The organism is Streptomyces griseochromogenes, assembly GCF_001542625.1.
GTDB classification, from domain to species: domain Bacteria; phylum Actinomycetota; class Actinomycetes; order Streptomycetales; family Streptomycetaceae; genus Streptomyces; species Streptomyces griseochromogenes.
Genome location: NZ_CP016279.1, coordinates 6,527,709 through 6,545,281 on the forward strand (window position 1 = coordinate 6,527,709; position 17,573 = coordinate 6,545,281).

The window sequence follows — 17,573 nt, forward strand, 5'->3', positions numbered from 1 at the left end:
ATCCTAGGGACGCGCCCACGACCCCTACAGCGCCGCCGCCAGCTCGGTGCCCTGCTTGATGGCCCGCTTGGCGTCCAGTTCGGCCGCGACGTCGGCGCCGCCGATCAGGTGCGCGCTGCGGCCGGCGGCCACCAGCTCCTCGTACAGACCGCGGCGCGGCTCCTGGCCGGTGCACAGCACGACGGTGTCGACCTCCAGGACCGTGCTCTCCTCGCCCACGGTGATGTGCAGGCCCGCGTCGTCGATCCGGTCGTAGCGCACGCCCGGGACCATGGTCACGCCGCGGTGCTTCAGCTCGGTGCGGTGGATCCAGCCGGTCGTCTTGCCGAGTCCGGCGCCGACCTTGGTGGTCTTGCGCTGCAGCAGGTGGACCGTGCGCGGCGGGGCGGGCCGCTCCGGGGCCGCGAGGCCGCCGGGTGCCGCGTAGTCCATGTCGACGCCCCAGTTCCGGAAGTACGTCTTCGGGTCCTCGCTCGCCTTGTCACCGCCGTCGGTGAGGTACTCGGCGACGTCGAAGCCGATGCCGCCGGCGCCGAGGATGGCGACGCGGTCGCCGACCGGGGCGCCGTCGCGCAGGACGTCGAGATAACCGAGGACACGCGGGTGGTCGACGCCGGGGATGTCGGGGGTGCGCGGGGTGACGCCGGTGGCGACGACGACCTCGTCGTAGTCGGCCAGGTCCGCGCCGGTGACCCAGGTGTCCAGGCGTACGGCCACGCCGTGCGCGTCGAGCTGGTGGCGGAAGTAGCGCAGCGTCTCGTCGAACTCCTGCTTGCCGGGGACCTTGCGAGCCACGTTCAGCTGGCCGCCGATCTCGCTCGCGGCGTCGAACAGGGTGACCTCGTGGCCGCGTTCGGCCGCGCTGACGGCGCAGGCGAGTCCGGCCGGGCCCGCGCCCACGACGGCGACGCGCTTGCGCCGCCGCGTCGGGGTGAGCACCAGTTCCGTCTCGTGGCAGGCGCGCGGGTTGACCAGGCAGGAGGTGATCTGGCCGCTGAAGGTGTGGTCCAGACAGGCCTGGTTGCAGCCGATGCACGTATTGATGGCTTCCGGCTGCCCGGCGGCGGCCTTGGCGACGAAGTCGGGGTCGGCGAGCATCGGGCGGGCCATGGACACCATGTCCGCGTGTCCGCCGGCGAGCAGTTCCTCGGCCACCTCGGGGGTGTTGATGCGGTTGGTGGTCACCAGGGGCACGGAGACCTCGCCCATGAGCCTCTTGGTGACCCAGGTGTACGCGCCGCGCGGCACGGAGGTGGCGATGGTGGGGATACGGGCCTCGTGCCAGCCGATGCCGGTGTTGATGATCGTCGCCCCGGCGGCCTCCACGGCCTTGGCAAGGGTGACGACCTCCTCCAGAGAGGACCCGCCCGGGACCAGGTCCAGCATGGAGAGCCGGTAGACGATGATGAAGTCCTCGCCGACGGCCTCGCGCACCCGCCGGACGATCTCGACGGGCAGGCGCATCCGGTTCTCGTACGAGCCGCCCCAGCGGTCCTCGCGCCGGTTGGTCTGCGCGGCGATGAACTCGTTGATGAGGTAGCCCTCGGAGCCCATGATCTCGACACCGTCGTAGCCGGCCTGCCGGGCGAGGCGGGCGGCGCGGGCGTAGTCGTCGATGGTCCGCTCGATGTCGGCGTCGGTGAGTTCGCGGGGTACGAAGGGGCTGATCGGGGCCTGCAGGGCGCTCGGGGCGACCAGGTCCTGGTGATAGGCGTACCGGCCGAAGTGCAGGATCTGCATCGCGATCCGGCCGCCCTCGCGGTGCACGGCCTCGGTGACGACCCGGTGCCGCTCGGCCTCCGCCTCGGTGGTGAGCTTGGCACCGCCCTCGTACGGCCGGCCCTCGTCGTTGGGCGCGATACCGCCGGTGACGATGAGACCCACTCCCCCGCGTGCCCGGGCCGCGTAGAACGCCGCCATGCGCTCGAAGCCGCGCTCGGCCTCCTCCAGACCGACGTGCATGGAACCCATGAGCACGCGGTTGGGCAGCGTGGTGAAGCCCAGGTCGAGCGGGGACATCAGGTGCGGGTATCGGCTCATCGGGCCCTCCGTGCGCGGTGTGGTCGTCTCTGTTGTAGAGGACCCCGAACTCATTGTGCAACTAGTTGCATAACCGCATCGAGGTGAGCCCCATCACTCTGTAACTACTAGTATGTACAATGTCCGTCCAACCGCAGAGCCGCTTCACAGGGGGACTCCGACATGCCTTTCGTCCGCATCGACGCGCTGGGCACCGACAGCGGCCGTCTCGACGCTCTGGGCCGCGCCGTACAGGACGCCCTGGTGGAGACGATCGGCGTGCCGCCGAGCGACCGCTTCCAGGTCCTGGTGGGTCACGACGGCGGCGGCACCCTGCGTCACGGCGACTACCTGGGCGTGCGCCGGGACGACGGGATCGTCTACGTGGCGATCACGATGCGCTCGGGGCGTACGCCCGATCAGAAGCGGGCGATGTACCGGCGGATCGCCGAACTCGCGTACGAGTACGCGGGCACCGAACCGCGCAACGTGTTCGTCACGGTCACCGAGAACGAGTCGGTGGACTGGTCGCTCGGCAACGGCGAAGCACAGTACGCCCCGGCCGCCGGCGGCGATGCGCGGGCGGCCGGAGCGGTGTAGACCGGGGCGGTGTCAGCGGCTTTCGAGCAGGACGTGCAGTTCCCTCTCCTGGTCGCCCGAGGCCGAGGAGAGGTTGCGCACCGCGAAGAGGGAGTCCAGCGTCCTGTGGAGCCGGTTGATCGCCCAGTAGCCGCCCTGCGCGTCGGCCTCGACACTGGCCGAGAGCCGGGCGGGCGGCTTGCAGGTGTGGGCGTCGGTGACTTCGAACGTGCCGATCCACACCATGGGGCGTGTCTCGTGGAGCTGCTGCGGCACGTCCTCGGCGGACCGGTCGGACTCGAAGCACTCGCACAGCGCGTCGAACACGATCCGGGCGTCTTCCTTGCTGCATCCGCTGATCTCGAGGGAGACGGGCTCCTCGTGCGTTCGCTCACGGGCCATCGTGATCGCTCCTCTCATGGCGGTGGCACGACCGAGCGGGTTCCCCGCGCACCGCGCCACCTCCCAAGAAAACCACCAATTTCCCGAAACGCACCACCTGTCGCGCCACCGCGGGCGGCCGGGGCTCAGCCGCGCGAGAACTTGTACGTCTTGCTGTCCGTGAGCACGCAGAACCCCGGCGACATGACGATCACGCGCAGAATGCCGGTGCGGCGGTCGTAGTCGATGCCCTCCGCCTCGTAGGAGCCCGAGCAGGAGCTGCGCAACGGCAGCTGGCGCAGGGCCGTGACATGACCCGTGACGTCCGAACTGCCCGGGGCCGCCGACAGGTCGATCTGGAGCAGCGGCTTGGTCATGCCGAACAGGGAGCCGTCCGGGTCGTCGGAGGAGCACAACAGGGTCGTCGGGCCGGAGAAGTCGCAGCCCTGGACGTCGCGCACGGCGTGGTCGAGCCGGACGTCGGAGGCCTGCGGGAGGTTCCGCGAGGGCGAGGTGCTCGGATTGATGCCGGGGGTCGGGAAGACCAGCAGGCGGTTCATGGTGCCCCACTCGCCCGCGAGCATCCACTGGCCGTCCGGCGAGATCGCGTCCCAGGAGTTGTTCAGGGCCTCGCCGGGACTCAGCGTGTGGACGTACTCCGACCAGGCACCGTCCGGCGCCTGCACGCGGAACATCTTCGAATTGCCCGAGTCCTGCTGGTAGGGCTCGATGTAGTAGCCGTTGTACGAGGCGTCGGGGTCGCCGACGTGATTCCAGCCGCGCACGGAGACGCCGAGCGGGATGGTGCCGATACCGGTGTACCGGTTGGGACTGTTCGCGGGAACCTCCACCGAGGTCAGACCCTGGCTCTCGGTCAGCGGTTCGGCACGGTCGGAACCGGTCTCGGTCCAGTTGTCGGCCGCGGAGGCCGGGGCGGGTGCGGCTAGGGACACGACGGCGGCGGTGGCCAGGGTGACGAGTCCGGCGAGGACTGCGTGACAACGTTGCCGGGCGGGCGCGGGCATGGCCGACTCCTCGGAAACGGGCGGTGGGGGCACTCGGTCGGCGGACAGTCTGGCCCGATTGGGTAGTCATGTACAGGCCAATAGAGCAACATGACAGTGAACTCTCACGGCCCTCTCGGACCCGCCCCGCGCGGCCACCGCGGGCGGCGCCCGGACCGCGGGCGCCGCGCCGTGACGGCTTCGGCGGACGTCGGCCGTCGTGTTGAGAGATGGTGGAGATTGACGGCGACGGCGTCGGAGAGTCGAGTGTGAGCGCGGTAGAACAAGGGGAGTCGGCACGGGGGACGACGTGCCGTTCGGACGGGCGAAGGCGGTGCGTGGCATGAGTGCAGCCGAGGCTCCGGTGACGGAGGGCGACGAGCCCCCGCGCGGGCCGGTGGGGCCGAGCGGGCTGCTCGACGTCCTGGGGGTGGCCTCGGTCGTGCTGGACTCCGAGGGCCGCATCGTGCTGTGGAGCCCCCAGGCCGAGGAGCTGTTCGGCTACTCGGCGGGCGAGGCGCTGGGGCAGTACGCCGCCCGGCTGATGGTGCACGAGCAGCACTTCCAGCTGATCGGCAAGCTGTTCGCCGATGTGATGCGGACCGGTCAGAGCTGGGCCGGGGCGTTCCCCGTCCGGGTCAAGGACGGCGGCACGCGTCTGGTGGAGTTCCGCAACATGCGCCTGCTGGACGACCGGGGCGCCGCGTACGCGCTGGGGCTCGCGGCCGACCGGTCCACGGTGCGCCGCCTGGAACAGGACGTGGCCCTGTCCGAGCGGATGGTGCAGCAGTCGCCGATCGGGTTCGCCGTGTTCGACACGGACCTGCGGTACGTCTCGGTCAACCCCTCCCTGGCGCGGATCAACGGCGTTCCCGCCGAGGAGCACGTCGGGCGGACACTCGGCGACGTGCTGCCGCTGCTGGACGTCGACGCCCTGGAGAACGCGGCCCGCCGGGTCCTGGAGTCCGGCCTGCCGTTCGTGGGCCGGTCCACCGTCGGCCGGACCCCGGCGGACCCGGACGAAGACCATGCCTGGTCGGTGTCGCTCTACCGGCTGGAGGACGCCGGGGGCACGGTGCTGGGGGTCGCAGCCTCCGTGGTGGACATCACCGAGCAGTACCGTTCGCGCATCGAGACCGAGGCCGCCCGACGACGGCTCGCGGTCATCGCCGACGCCTCGGCGCGGATCGGTACGACGCTGGAGCTGGAGCGCACCGCGCTCGAACTGGCCGAGGTCGCCGTGCCCGAGCTGGCCGACGTGGCCGCCGTCGATCTGCTGGACGCGGTCGTGGAGGGGCGGCCCAGCACCCTCGGCCCGTCGGAGCCCGCGGTGATCCGGGCCCTGGCGCTGCGCGCCGAGCAGGAGTCGGACGCCGTACGGGCCGCCGACACGCCGGGCAAGATCGCCCAGTACGCGCCCGACCGCCTGGTCACCGAGTGCGTCCGTACGGGTGAGGCGGTGCTGGTGCAGCAGGTCAAGGACGAGGACCTGCCGCGCATCGCCCGCTCCGCCGAGGCGGCCGTACTGCTGGGCCGGGCGGGCCTGCACTCGTATCTCGCCGTGCCGCTGATCGCCCGCGGCGAGGTGCTCGGTGCCCTCGACCTCAAGCGCACCCGCAATCAGGCTCCTTTCGACGAGGACGACGTCCTGCTGGCCCGCGAGCTGGCGGCCCGCGCGGCCGTGCAGATCGACAACGCCCGCTGGTACCAGAACGCCCGCAACACCGCGCTCACCCTCCAGCGCAGCCTGCTGCCCAGCCACCCGCCCGTGACGACCGGCCTGGAAGTGGCCTCCCGCTACCAGCCGGCGGGCGCCACCAGCGAGGTCGGCGGCGACTGGTTCGACGTCATCCCGCTGGAGGGCGGCAGGACCGCGCTGGTGGTCGGCGACGTGATGGGCAGCGGCATCAGCGCCGCCGCCACCATGGGCCGGCTGCGCACCGCGACCACCACGCTCGCCTCGCTCGGCCTCGACCCCGCGGTGCTGCTGGAGCACCTGGACAAGACGACCTCGGCGCTGGACCACTCCATCGCCACCTGTGTGTACGCCGTCCACGATCCGCATCTGCGCCAGTGCCGGATCGCCAACGCCGGCCACCTGCCGCCGGCCCGGGTCCGCCCCGGACGGCCGCCGGAGCTGCTCGACCTGCCCACCGGGGTGCCGCTGGGCGTGGGCGGGGTCGAGTTCTCCACCGTGACCTTCGACTTCGAGCCGGGCGACGTGCTGGTCTTCTACACCGACGGGCTGGTCGAGACCCGCCGCCATTCACTGGACGAGCGCCTGGACTTCCTGCTGTCCCTGCTCGACGACCCCGGCCGTCCGCTGGAGGATGCCTGCGACCTGCTCCTGCGCACACTGCACCATCCGGACAACCACGACGACGTGGCCCTGCTCATCGCCCGGGCGCAGGAGCTGCCGTAGGTCACCGCTCCCGGACGCCGATCACCACGTGCGCGAACAGCTCCTCCGGCACCGCCAGACGGGTCGTCAGACCGGCGTCGGCGAACGCCTGCACGGCCGCCCGGGCCTGGTGTTCGCCGGTCTCGGTCAGCAGGCAGCCGCCGGGCGCGAGCCATTCGGGTGCCCCGGCGGCCACCCGGCGCAGGACGTCGAGGCCGTCCGCGCCGCCGTCGAGGGCGGTCAGTGGCTCGTGGTCCCGGGCCTCCGCCGGCAGCAGCGCCACCTCGGAGCTCGGGACGTAGGGCACGTTGGCCGTGAGGATGCCGACCCGGCCCCGCAGAGCGGCGGGCAGGGCGTCGAACAGGTCGCCCGCGTGGACCCGCCCGTCGTAGCGGGCGAGGTTGCGGCGGGCGCAGCGTACAGCGGCTGGGTCGATGTCGGCGGCGTGCACCTCGACGGGACCGAGCGCGTCGGCCAGGGCCGCGCCGAGCGCACCGGACCCGCAGCACAGGTCGACGACCACCCGTGCTCCGGGCGCCTCGGCCAGGGCCTGGTCGATCAGGAACTCGGTACGGCGGCGGGGGACGAAGACGCCGGGTTCCACCTCGATGCGCAGACCGTGGAAACCGGCCCAGCCGAGGACGTGTTCGAGCGGGAGCCCGGCGACGCGCCGGTCCACCATGGCGGACAGTTCGTCGGGGGTACGGGCGGTGGCGAGGAGCAACTCCGCCTCGTCCTCGGCGAAGACGCACCCGGCGGCGCGCAGTGCGCAGACGACGGCGGACGGAGCGGAAGAGGGCAGGGAGGGCGAAGGGGGCAGGGAGGGCATGGAAGCCGAGAGCCTTTCGGGAACCTGGGGCCGAAGGGCGCTCTCGCGGTCACCGGCGCCGGTGTTCCGCGCGGTCACGACAAGACGTCACAAGGAGAGAGCACCCCAGCTGACACAGCGGTAATGGGTCTCACCTCCTCGGCGGTGTGCGGCCGCGAACCCTCCGCGGCCGGACGGTCACCATACCCCAGCGCCCGGATCCGGCGCCGACTGCGCTCTGTTCGACCCGTTCGACCCGTTCGTACAAACTCCCTGGCGCGGCGATGCGGGTGCCCGCTACGATCGCGGCGATGACCACTCACTCTGCTGACAGATTGGGGGTCCCGTCCGCGCAAGGTGAGTGCTGATGCTCACTCAGACCGCGTACGGTGATTCCCGGCTTTCCTTGTGGCTGCGCGTGCGTGAGTTCGCCGTGCCGCCGTCCATGATCGAGACCGCGACCGCCCGACGCCGCGCCGGGGACTGGGCGGGGGCGTGCGCCGCCGCCGGTGTCGACGTCGACCTCGATCTGCGTTCCGTCGCCCGCGTCCATGGCCGAGAACTCGCGGCCCGGGTCCGCGCCGACCTCCGCCGTCTCGCTCCCGACCTGCTGCGCTGGCACATGCCGAGGATCGCGCCCGACGGGCTGCTGCGCCCGGGCCTGACCCTCACGCTCGCCCGGTACCGGGAGCGCGCCGACGCCCACCCGGTGCACCTCGTGGCCCGGACCCCGCCCGCCTGGGCGGACGCCGGCCAGCGGATCGGCCTCGCGCTGTGGGACGGGTCCGGCCCGGCCACGGCCCGTCATCCGCATCCGCACCCCAGTCGGCGGTACCGGCTCGATCTGCACCGGCATCTGTGGGATGCGCACCGGGCCGATGAGCTGAGGGTGCGGGCGGGGGCCGACCAGCCCGTGCCGGACCCGGAGCCGCCGGACCCGGTACCGCCTGACCTGGTACCACCGGAACCCGGCTGTGCCACGGGCCGGTGGGCGGCCGAGGCACGGATCCTGCTGGGCTCGCAGGGACGGACCGGCGGCGCCTTCGCCGTACGGTGCGGCGGCCGGCGCCGGCTCGTCCTGGAACTGGCAGACGGCGCGGACGGCCCGCGCCCCGCCCTGCGGGTCGCCGCGCGGCCCCCGGACGGCGGCTTTCACGCACTGCCCGTCCTGCCCGACGCCGCGACCTGGGTCCTGCCCGATCTGGACCTGATGCGCGCCGATCTGCTCGAACCCGGGCGGCTGCACCCCTTGGTCGCCGCCGCTCTGGTCCCGGATCACATCCCGTCCGGGCCGCCCCGGCCCATCGGTCCGCCGGGAGAGCCGCGCCTGGTGGAGTGCCGGGGCGCCCGGCACCGGATCGGTCTGGTCGACGGCGTACTGGTCCCGCTGGACCACGGCCCGGACGAGATCCGGCGCGAGGACCTGCTGGTCGCGCTCGGCGGGCCACCGCTGCCGTGCCTGCAGGCCATCGACGAGGCGCACCGGCGTCCGGACTGCCTCACCGGGGTCCGCGAACGCCTCGACCACGGCGACACCGCCGGTGCGCTGACCGTCGTCGAGGGCCTGCTGGGTCCCGAGGCGCTGCTGCGCGACGGCGCCTTGCGGGACGCGCTGGAGAGGGCCGCCGAACGCCGGATCGCCTACGGGCTCTACCGGGCCGGTCTCACCGGCCCCGGCAGCACCCCACCCGATCCGACCCCCCGGCCCACCCGGCGACGGCGCCGCGACCCGCGTCGCGCGACCTCCCGCCGCTGATCCGGCTTCTCCTTCCACTTCTCCTGCCACTTTTCCTTCCACTTCTTCTGCCACTTTTCCTGTCACTTCTCCTTCCACCGACTTCACACCCAGGTGACCCCTTATGCCTTCGCAGACTTCCCTCGTCACGCCCGCATCCCCGTCCGGCACCTCTCAACTCGACCTCGCCGCCGACCTGTTGACCCTGCTGCGCGAGGCGAGCACCGAACCCCGCGCCGACACCCAGCTGGAGGCGCTGACCCTGGCCGTCGCCGCCGACCTCCCCGTGCTCCTGTGGGGTGAGCCCGGCATCGGCAAGACCGCGGCCCTCACCCAGCTCGCGACCGCACTCGACCTGCCGCTGACCACCGTGATCGCCAGCGTGCACGAGCCGTCCGACTTCTCGGGGCTGCCCGTCGTGGGAGACGATCCCGCGGCACAGGGTGTCCCGATGGCCCCGCCGGACTGGGCGGTACGGCTGGTGCGGGCCGGCCGCGGGCTGCTGTTCCTGGACGAGCTGTCCACCGCTCCCCCGGCCGTCCAGGCGGCGCTGCTGCGGCTCGTGCTGGAGCGGCGGATCGGTGCGCTGCGGCTGCCGCCCGGCGTGCGGATCGTGGCCGCCGCCAACCCGCGCTCCTCGGCCGCCGACGGCTGGGAACTGAGCCCTCCTCTGGCCAACCGCTTCGTGCACCTGCAGTGGACGCACGACCACGACGTCGTCGTACGCGGCCTCGGCGGTGTCTGGCCCCGGGCCACCCTGCCCCGGCTCGATGCGGAGAAGCTGCCGGAGGCCGTGGCCTTCGCGCGGCGCGCCGTGTGCGGCTTCCTCTCCGCGCGGCCGGGACTCGCGCACCGCCTGCCCAGCGGTGAGACCCGCAGGGGCGGTGCCTGGCCGTCGCCGCGCAGCTGGGAGATGACGCTGCGTCTGATCGCCTTCGTGACGGCCGCGGACTCCTCCCGCGATGTGCTGTCCCTGCTGGTCCGGGGGACGGTGGGAGACGGACCGGGCCTCGAACTTCTGGCGAGCCTGGACCGGATGGACCTGCCCGATCCCGAGGCGCTGCTGGCCGATGCGGCAGGTGCCGTCCTGCCCGAGCGCGGGGATCTGCGGCAGGCCGTGCTGGACGGCGTGGTGGACGCGGTCCGCAAGCGGCCGGAGCGGGACCGCTGGGACGCGGCGTGGACCCTGCTGGTGCGCGCGCTGGAGACCGGAGCCCCGGACGTGGTGGTCGTGCCCGCCACCACGCTGGCGTCCCTGCGCCGCGAGGGCTGGGACGTACCGGCGGCGATCGAACGGCTCGCCGGTGTGGTGTCCCTGTCCCGGCGCGCCGACGACGCCACCCGCCGGGCCGCCGTCGCGACCGGGGTCCGCCGATGACGACGGGCACACCGGGGGCGCTGGACCTCGGCAAGCTCTTCGCCGCCCGGCTGCAAGCGGCCCGGGTGCGGCCCTACTTGGCGACGGCGCTGTTCGCGCTGCACCCCGTCGAGTCGCGGCAGGTGCCGACGATGGGCGTCGACCGGTACTGGCGGTGCTATGTCTCGCCGGTCTTCGTGGACCGGACGCCCGTGGAGGAGCTGGCCGCGGTGTGGGTGCACGAGGTGTCCCACCTGCTGCGCGACCATCACGGGCGCAGCGACCGCGTCGCCCGGGAGCGCGGGCTGACCGGCCCCGGGGAGCGGCTGCGGATGAACATCGCCGCGGACCTCGAGATCAACGACGACGTGTACGGCGACGGGCTGGTCCGGCCCGAAGGCGCGGTCCAGCCGGATCGGTTGGGGCTGCCGGTGGGACTCCTCATGGAGGACTATCTGCGGCGCTTCCGGCTGGGGGCGATCACGCAGCGGCTGGCCTGGCTGGACTGCGGCAGCGGGGCCGACGGGCTGGACCGCGGGTGGGAGCTGGGACCGGACGGCGCGCACGGCCTGAGCGACCAGGAGCGGGACTTGGTCCGCTTCCGGGTGGCGCAGGGCATCAACGGCCGTCCCGGGACCGCGCCCGAGGGATGGCGGCGGTGGGCCGAGGAGGTGCTCCATCCGCCGCAGCCCTGGCGTGAGTTGCTGGGCGCGGCGGTCCGCTCGGCGACCTCCGGCGCGGGCTCGGGTGACGACTACAGTTACGGCCGTCCGGCGCGCCGCTCGGCCGGGGTGCCCCGCGCGATCCTGCCGGGTCTGCGGCGCAGGCCCCCTCGGGTGTGTGTGGTCGTCGACACCTCCGGGTCGGTCAGCGACACCGAACTGGGCAGCGCGCTCCTGGAGGTCGCCGCGATCTCCCGTTCTGTGGGCGGCCGGCGCGACCTGGTCACCGTGGTGTCGTGCGATGCGGCGGCCCGGACCGTGCAGCCGCTGTGCCGGGCCGAAGGGATCGAGCTGGTGGGCGGCGGCGGGACGGATCTGCGGGCGGGCTTCGACCGGGCGCTGCGGACGCGGCCGGGGCCCGACGTCGTCGTGGTCCTGACGGACGGACAGACGCCTTGGCCGGCCGCGCGACCGGCGTGCCGGACGGTGGTGGGCCTGTTCCCGCGGCAGCGGTCGAGCGGGTCCTCGATCGAGCACGACCCCCACTACCGGCCGGACACACCGCCCGAGTGGGCTCGGGTGGTGACGATCGGGTCGTCAGGGGGGTGAGCCGACGAGCGGGGAGCAGCCGCTGCCCGGCGCACGTCCGCGGGCGGCCGAGGACGGCGGCCCGGGACAGCGGCCCGGAACGGCTGCCGGGGACGGCTGCCTGGGCGGGGCCGGTACGGCGTCCGGGAGGGACGCCGCCCGTCGCGGGCCGTGAGCTCCCTCCCCGGCGACACGAGCCCCGGTGACCGGTGTCCCGCATCCGGTCCGGTCCTCCAGCACGGCGCTCCTCAGACGCCGACCGTCTCCTCGACCTCTTCCGCGAGCTCTTCCTCGACTGCCTGCTCCGCCTCCGCCTCGAACTGCCGATGCGTCCTCGGCCCGGCGCCCTGCGCGCTCGGTGCGCCCTCCACGCTCGGTGCGCTCGGCGCGGGCTCGGGAAGAGCCGTCGTCGGCCGGGACGCACGGGCCCGTTCGCAGGCGGCCGCGATCGCGGTCACCGCGAGGCCGACGAACAGCCAGACCACGAGCGTCCACACGTTGCGCGCCAGGCCGTCGTCGCCGAAGTACAGCAGGCTGCGGATGCCCTCGACGAACCCGGCGCCGTTCCAGAAGGCGTGCAGGGTGCCGAAGAACCCGTTCTGCAGCTCGGGCCGGAACAAACCGCCGGAGCTGGTGAAGTTGAGCATCACGAACAGCACCATCATGGTCAGCGTCGTCCACCGCTTGAGGAAGGTGTGCAGGCCCACGCCGATGAAGAGGATGCCCGCGGAGTACAGCGACGCCATCCCCCACAGGCTCGCGAGCCCGTGGTGCGCGAGGTGGAACACCGGCCCGGCGAGCAGGGTGCCGATGGCGCCGACCACGGCGGAGACACCGAGCGCGAGCAGCGCCCGTACCCGCATCGGGAGCCCGGCACCCGCGGCACCGAGGGCGGCCACCGAGGCGTAGGAACCGATGCTGACCGCGATCAGCAGGAAGAACAGGCCCTGTCCGGTGGGGTCGTCGGCCACCGGCGCGGCCACGTCGGTGACCTTCAGCGGGACGCCCTCCTTGGCGGCGACCGGCGTGAAGACCTTTTCGACGGCCGTCGCGCCCATGTCGGACGCGGCGGTGGCCACCAGCAGCTCGGGCGCCTTGGCGCTCGGCACATAGGCGCCGGTCACATCCCGGGACTTCAGCAGATCCACGGCGGCGGCGCGGGTGGCGACGGTGCGGACGTCCAGCTTGTCCCCCGCGGTGTCCTTGACGGTCTGGGCGAACACCTTCGCCCGGGGTCCGGCGCCCACGACGGCCACGGGCAGGTGGTTCGGCTCCGGGGTCACGAAGGCCCCCATGTACGCGAGCCCCATGCCTATGCACATCAGCAGCGGGGTGATCAGGTGCGTGAGCACATGGCGCAGTACCGGTGACCTCATCGCGGGCGACCTCCAATAGTTGGCTTATACAACTTCTTGTTCAAGTTGTACTATACAACTAGATCGGCGGAGGAGGTATTCCCGTGAAGGAACCCACGGAGAAGGAGCCCACGGAGAAGGAGCCCGAGGAGGTGTTCCCGTGACAACGGCGGAAACGGCCGTGGAGACGATCCAGCGCGAGATGACGGTCTTCGCCCGCCGGGCCCGCGCCTCGGCGGGGCGCATGCACCCCGAGCTGTCGCTGGTGTCGTACACCCTGCTCAGCCATCTGGAGGAGTGCGGCGGATGCCGGGCGACCGACCTGGCCGCCCACTACGCGCTGGACAAGTCGACGGTGAGCCGCCAGGTGGCGGCGCTGGAGCTGTCGGGGCTGATCGAACGGCGCCTGGATGCCGAGGACCACCGGGTCCAGGTGCTGCATCTGACGGAGGCGGGCCAGGAGATCCTCGCCCAGGTCACCCGCAGCCGCCGGGCCGCCTTCCGGGAGCGGCTCGCGCACTGGCCGGAGGAGGACCTGATCCGCTTCGCGGCCTACCTGGAGCGCTACAACGCCGGACCGTCCGGCACCGAGTCCGGCTGATACGCCGGTCACGGCGCCGCTACGGCCGAGCCGTGGCCGGTCAGGGCACCGCTATGGCAGCCCGGTCGTCGGCCAGGCGTTCGGGGGCCCGGGCCGCGAGGAAGGCCGTGCGCAGACGCAGCCGGAAGCCGAGGGACTCGTAGAGCCGGATGGCCCCGGCGTTGTGGGCGCCGGTATGCAGGAACGGGGTCTCGCCGCGCTCCCGGATGCCGTGCGCGACCGCGCGGATCAGCCGGGTGCCCAGGCCCTGGCCGCGGAAGGCCGGGTCGGTGCAGACCGCGCTGATCTCGGTCCAGCCCGGCGGGTGCAACCGCTCCCCGGCCATGGCGATCAGGGCGCCCTCGCGGCGGATGCCCAGGTAGGTGCCGAGTTCGATGGTGCGCGGCAGGAACGGGCCGGGCTGGGTGCGCGCCACCAGGTCCAGCATCTCGGGTACGTCGGCCGGGCCCAGGCGGACCGCCTCCGCGTCCGGCGCCGTGGCGAGGCCGTCGTCCACGAGCTGGACTCCCTCCACGTGGAAGGTCACCTCCCAGCCGGGCGGCACCTGACCGCGAAAGCCGGGCAGCGGCACCTCGGATCCGGGCCCGGCCAGTGCGGCGAGGTCCGCCCAGTCGTCCGCGTCCGGCTCGGCGGGCAGCGCCAGCCACGGAGAGACGTCGACCGGGTAGCGCAGCACTCGGCCGCGCCGCTCGGCGAAGCGGGCGTGCGGGCCGGCCAGGGAGGCGAGGGCGGGGTTGTCGAGGACGTGCGACGCCTCCGGGTCGCTCATCCGGCCACCTCGATCACGATCTTGCCCCGGGCGTGCCCGCCCTCGACGGCGCGCAGAGCCTCCTCGGCGCGCTCCAGCGGGAAGGCGCTGGTGACGTGAGGGTTCAGGGCGCCGCGCAGGACGAGGTCCGCCAACGCGTCCAGGACGGCCGCGGTGCGGGCGCGGACGACCCGGGAGCCGCCCAGTTCGGCGACGGTCGCGGGTGGTGCACCCGCGGTGATCAGCCTGGTCCGGTCGGCGAGCAGGGTGGCCGCCTCGGCGAGCGTCCGGTCGCCCACCAGGTCGAACACGGCGTCGACGCCCTCGGGTGCGGCGGCACGTACGCGCTCGGCAAGACCGGGGCCGCTCGGCACATGGACCGCGCCGAGCGACTCGACGAAGTCCTTCTTGCTCTCGCTCGCCACGCCCACGACCCGCACGCCGAAGGCACGGGCGATCTGCACGGCCGCCGCGCCGACTCCCCCGCCCGCACCCGTCACCAGCAGGGTCGCTCCCTCGGGCAGATCCAGCTGGCGGACGCCGTCGTAGGCGGTGGCCGCGGCGACCGGCAGGGTGGCGGCGTCGGTGAAGGACAGCCCGGCGGGCTTGTGCGCGCTCACCGCGGCAGGCAACAGGGCGTACTCGGCATACCCGCCGTCCACGGTGTTGCCGAACACCTCGTCGCCGACGGCGAACCCGCTGACGCCCTCGCCGACCGCCACGACGACACCGGCGGCCTCGCTGCCGAAGACCGCGGGAAAGACGCGCTCGCCGCTCTCGCCGGGGCGGCGGAATCCGCCCCGCAGTTTCCAGTCGACCGGGTTCACCCCCGCCGCCCGTACCGCGACCAGGATCTTTCCGGGGCCGGCGCCGGGCCGTTCCACCTCGGTCAGCGCCTCGGTCTCGGGGCCGCCGTACCGCGTGAAGACGTAGGCCTTGGGCATCCGCTTCCCTCCCTTTCCTTCGCTTCCGTCGTGCGCCCACCGGCGCACCGGCCGGCACTCTGCGCCAATGAGGAGCGCGCCGCGGCTATTCCCGGTCCCGCCCGGAGTTCGTACGACCGCAACAATCGGGGCACTGACCTGGAACGGAGCATCCCCGGCGACCACGTACGGTTGAAACATGAACGTCACCCGAGGCTTCACGGGCCGCCCGCGCGTCGACAACCCGGGGCTGCCGCCCGGGCAGTACGACGCGCGGGACGACTGGCCCGTCCTGTCCGCCGAGGTCACCCCCGACCTGGCACCCGCCGACTGGTCCTTCCGCATCGACGGACTCGTGGAGCGGCCGCACACCTGGGACTGGGACGCGGCGCGGGCCCTGCCCGGCTCGTCGTACGAGGGCGACATCCACTGCGTGACCGGCTGGTCGAAGTTCGGGGTGAGGTTCGGCGGCGTCTCGCTGGACGCGTTCTTCCATGTGGTGCGGCCCCATGGGTCCGCCACCCATGCGATCGCCTACTCCCACACCGGTTACACCGCGAACCTGCCGCTCGCGGACCTCGTGGGCGGACGGGCCTGGATCGCCTGGGAGTACGACGGCAGGCCGCTCGCACCCGAACACGGGGGCCCGGCGCGGCTGCTGGTGCCGCACCTGTACTTCTGGAAGAGCGCCAAGTGGATCGCCGGCATCACGCTCCTCGACCACGACGAGCCGGGTTTCTGGGAGCGCAACGGCTACCACGAGCGGGGCAATCCCTGGGAGGAGCAGCGGTACTCCGGTGACTGAGACCCCGGCCAAGGCCTTCACTCCCCCGACGCGCTTCGCCGTGCCCGGGCGCATCCCGGTGGCCGACCAGACGGCGGCACTGTGGCAGACGGCCACGCTGACCGAGATCCGGCGCGAGACACCGCACGCGGCCACCTTCCGCCTCGCGGTGCCCGGCTGGACGGGGCATCTGCCCGGTCAGCATCTGATGCTGCGGCTGACCGCGGCAGACGGCTACGCGGCGCAGCGCCACTACTCGATCGCCTCCGCACCGGACGACTCCGGCCATATCGAGCTGACCTTGGACCATGTGCCGGACGGGGAGGTCTCGGGCTGGTTCCACACGGTGGCCAGGCCCGGTGACACGGTCGAGGTGCGTGGCCCGCTGAGCGGCTTCTTCGCCTGGGCGGGCGACCGGCCCGCCCTGCTGCTCGGGGCCGGTTCCGGGGTCGTACCGCTGATGTCGATGGTGCGACACCACCGGGCGCGGGACCTGGCCGTGCCGCTGCGGATGCTGGTGTCGGCGCGCGGCCCCGAGGAGCTGATCTACGCGCGGGAGCTGGGCACGGAGACGACGGCCGTGTTCACGCGCAGCGCCCCCACCGGCGTACCGGTGGGTCGTATGGCGGCCGCACATGTGGCGCCGCTCCTCGCCGAGCAGCCCCCGAATGGGTGGGAGGCCTATGTGTGCGGCTCCAACGGCTTCGCCGAGCATGCCTCACGGCTGCTGGTCGAGGCGGGCCAGCCGGTCGAGCGCATCCGCATCGAACGCTTCGGGTGAGCGCGCGGGTCGCACGCACACGGCCGCTCGCGCGATCTCGGGGCGCGTGCCGCGTGCCGTGCTCCATGTGGGCTTGAAGTCGCGGTTGGCGGCGTGAGGCGAGGTGCGCCGTACGGGGTACGAGACGGATGTGGACGCTCGTGTGCAGCGGGGGCGGACGACCGAAGACCCGGCTCGCCCGGTCCTCCGGCTCCGCCGGCGGCGAGGAGGTGGACATGCGTACCCAGGTGCGTGGCTGGCGCTGGCGGCGCAATCCGCTGCGGCGCCGTTCGGACGTCGTGGAGGCGTGGACGGTACTGATCGTCGCCGTGCTGCTGTTCGTGGTCGCGCCCCTGACCGGAGTGGCGGCGGGCCTGCACGCCCATGACCGGGCGCGGACGCTCGCCACGGCCCAGCGGGCCGAGCGACACCCGGTGCGTGCCGTAGTGCTCGCCGGCACGTCCGGGCACACGCGCACGGTCCAGGGCGACCGTGGGCACGCCTATCGCGCAACGGTCCGCTGGACCGAGCCGGGCAAGGGGACCCGCACCGCGCAGGCCCGCGTTCCCGCGGGGAGCCGGGCCGGTGACGTGGTGACCGTGTGGTTCGACACCCGGGGCCGCAGTGTCGCCCCGCCCCCGGACGATGTCGCCGTCTGGCAGCACACGGTGACCATCGGCGTGTGCGCGGCGGGCGGCGCCGCGGCGGTGGTCCTTCTCGGGCACGCCCTGGAGCGCCGGATCGCGCTGCGCCACCGGCTGGCGGAGTGGGAGCGGGCATGGGCACGCACCGGCCCGAAGTGGACCCGGCCGAGGACCTGAGCGGCGGTGACCCGAGCAGCGGGCCTCAGCGGACCTCCGGGATCACC

General features: G+C 73.0%; 16 protein-coding genes. 9 read left to right on the forward strand and 7 right to left on the reverse strand.

Annotation, left to right across the window (positions count from 1 at the left end):
- Positions 1-24 precede the first annotated feature (24 nt).
- On the reverse strand, positions 25-2,040 hold the full coding sequence (locus AVL59_RS28025) for an NADPH-dependent 2,4-dienoyl-CoA reductase (RefSeq protein ID WP_067309740.1): 2,016 nt from the start codon (positions 2,038-2,040) through the stop codon (positions 25-27).
- A 162-nt stretch (positions 2,041-2,202) separates the two neighbouring features.
- Between AVL59_RS28025 and AVL59_RS28030 the strand changes: the two genes are divergently transcribed.
- Positions 2,203-2,619, forward strand: coding sequence for a tautomerase family protein (locus tag AVL59_RS28030; protein WP_067309743.1), 417 nt, complete (start codon positions 2,203-2,205; stop codon positions 2,617-2,619).
- 12 nt (positions 2,620-2,631) lie between these two features.
- On the opposite strand, the gene AVL59_RS28035 is transcribed toward AVL59_RS28030, so the two are convergent.
- Complete coding sequence (locus AVL59_RS28035; protein WP_067309745.1) at positions 2,632-3,000, reverse strand: hypothetical protein; 369 nt, start codon at positions 2,998-3,000, stop codon at positions 2,632-2,634.
- 125 nt (positions 3,001-3,125) lie between these two features.
- Positions 3,126-4,004, reverse strand: a complete 879-nt coding sequence (locus tag AVL59_RS28040; protein WP_067309747.1) for a hypothetical protein — start codon at positions 4,002-4,004, stop codon at positions 3,126-3,128.
- A gap of 322 nt (positions 4,005-4,326) precedes the next feature.
- Here AVL59_RS28040 and AVL59_RS28045 point away from each other — a divergent pair, with 322 nt between their 5' ends.
- Positions 4,327-6,405 (forward strand): SpoIIE family protein phosphatase, encoded by a 2,079-nt coding sequence (locus AVL59_RS28045; RefSeq protein ID WP_099053324.1) that lies wholly within the window; start codon positions 4,327-4,329, stop codon positions 6,403-6,405.
- Between the two features lies 1 nt (position 6,406).
- Here the strand turns inward: AVL59_RS28045 and AVL59_RS28050 are convergent, their stop codons facing one another.
- Entirely contained in the window at positions 6,407-7,213 is an 807-nt protein-coding gene (locus AVL59_RS28050) for a putative protein N(5)-glutamine methyltransferase (protein ID WP_067309750.1), read from the reverse strand.
- A 346-nt stretch (positions 7,214-7,559) separates the two neighbouring features.
- Here AVL59_RS28050 and AVL59_RS28055 point away from each other — a divergent pair, with 346 nt between their 5' ends.
- From AVL59_RS28055 to AVL59_RS28065, 3 genes are all read left to right on the forward strand, one after another.
- Positions 7,560-8,948, forward strand: a complete 1,389-nt coding sequence (locus AVL59_RS28055; protein ID WP_067309753.1) for a hypothetical protein — start codon at positions 7,560-7,562, stop codon at positions 8,946-8,948.
- Between the two features lie 103 nt (positions 8,949-9,051).
- The gene (locus AVL59_RS28060; protein WP_067309755.1) at positions 9,052-10,305 is read left to right on the forward strand and encodes an AAA family ATPase; all 1,254 of its coding nucleotides are present in this window, start codon (positions 9,052-9,054) and stop codon (positions 10,303-10,305) included.
- Positions 10,302-11,555, forward strand: coding sequence for a vWA domain-containing protein (locus tag AVL59_RS28065; protein ID WP_067309758.1), 1,254 nt, complete (start codon positions 10,302-10,304; stop codon positions 11,553-11,555). Before AVL59_RS28060 ends, AVL59_RS28065 begins: the two co-directional genes overlap by 4 nt.
- Before the next feature lie 227 nt (positions 11,556-11,782).
- Here AVL59_RS28065 and AVL59_RS28070 read toward each other — a convergent pair whose 3' ends face one another.
- Positions 11,783-12,910, reverse strand: a complete 1,128-nt coding sequence (locus AVL59_RS28070; protein WP_067309761.1) for an ABC-2 transporter permease — start codon at positions 12,908-12,910, stop codon at positions 11,783-11,785.
- Positions 12,911-13,091: 181 nt separating this feature from the next.
- On the opposite strand from AVL59_RS28070, the gene AVL59_RS28075 reads away from it, so the two are divergent.
- Positions 13,092-13,490 (forward strand): MarR family winged helix-turn-helix transcriptional regulator, encoded by a 399-nt coding sequence (locus tag AVL59_RS28075; RefSeq protein ID WP_245382843.1) that lies wholly within the window; start codon positions 13,092-13,094, stop codon positions 13,488-13,490.
- Between the two features lie 40 nt (positions 13,491-13,530).
- Here the strand turns inward: AVL59_RS28075 and AVL59_RS28080 are convergent, their stop codons facing one another.
- Together AVL59_RS28080 and AVL59_RS28085 are read right to left on the reverse strand one after the other, a co-directional pair.
- On the reverse strand, positions 13,531-14,259 hold the full coding sequence (locus AVL59_RS28080) for a GNAT family N-acetyltransferase (RefSeq protein WP_067309766.1): 729 nt from the start codon (positions 14,257-14,259) through the stop codon (positions 13,531-13,533).
- A complete protein-coding gene (locus tag AVL59_RS28085; RefSeq protein ID WP_067309769.1) occupies positions 14,256-15,182 on the reverse strand; it encodes an NADP-dependent oxidoreductase in 927 nt (308 codons plus the stop codon). The genes AVL59_RS28080 and AVL59_RS28085 overlap by 4 nt, the downstream gene beginning before the upstream one ends.
- Positions 15,183-15,360: 178 nt before the next feature.
- Here AVL59_RS28085 and AVL59_RS28090 point away from each other — a divergent pair, with 178 nt between their 5' ends.
- From AVL59_RS28090 to AVL59_RS28100, 3 genes are all read left to right on the forward strand, one after another.
- On the forward strand, positions 15,361-15,966 hold the full coding sequence (locus AVL59_RS28090; RefSeq protein WP_067309772.1) for a sulfite oxidase-like oxidoreductase: 606 nt from the start codon (positions 15,361-15,363) through the stop codon (positions 15,964-15,966).
- Positions 15,959-16,726: a ferredoxin reductase gene (locus tag AVL59_RS28095; protein WP_067309777.1), complete on the forward strand. Its 768-nt coding sequence runs from the start codon at positions 15,959-15,961 to the stop codon at positions 16,724-16,726. The genes AVL59_RS28090 and AVL59_RS28095 overlap by 8 nt, the downstream gene beginning before the upstream one ends.
- A gap of 215 nt (positions 16,727-16,941) precedes the next feature.
- Positions 16,942-17,526: an Rv1733c family protein gene (locus AVL59_RS28100; RefSeq protein ID WP_067317867.1), complete on the forward strand. Its 585-nt coding sequence runs from the start codon at positions 16,942-16,944 to the stop codon at positions 17,524-17,526.
- Positions 17,527-17,573: the final 47 nt, after the last annotated feature.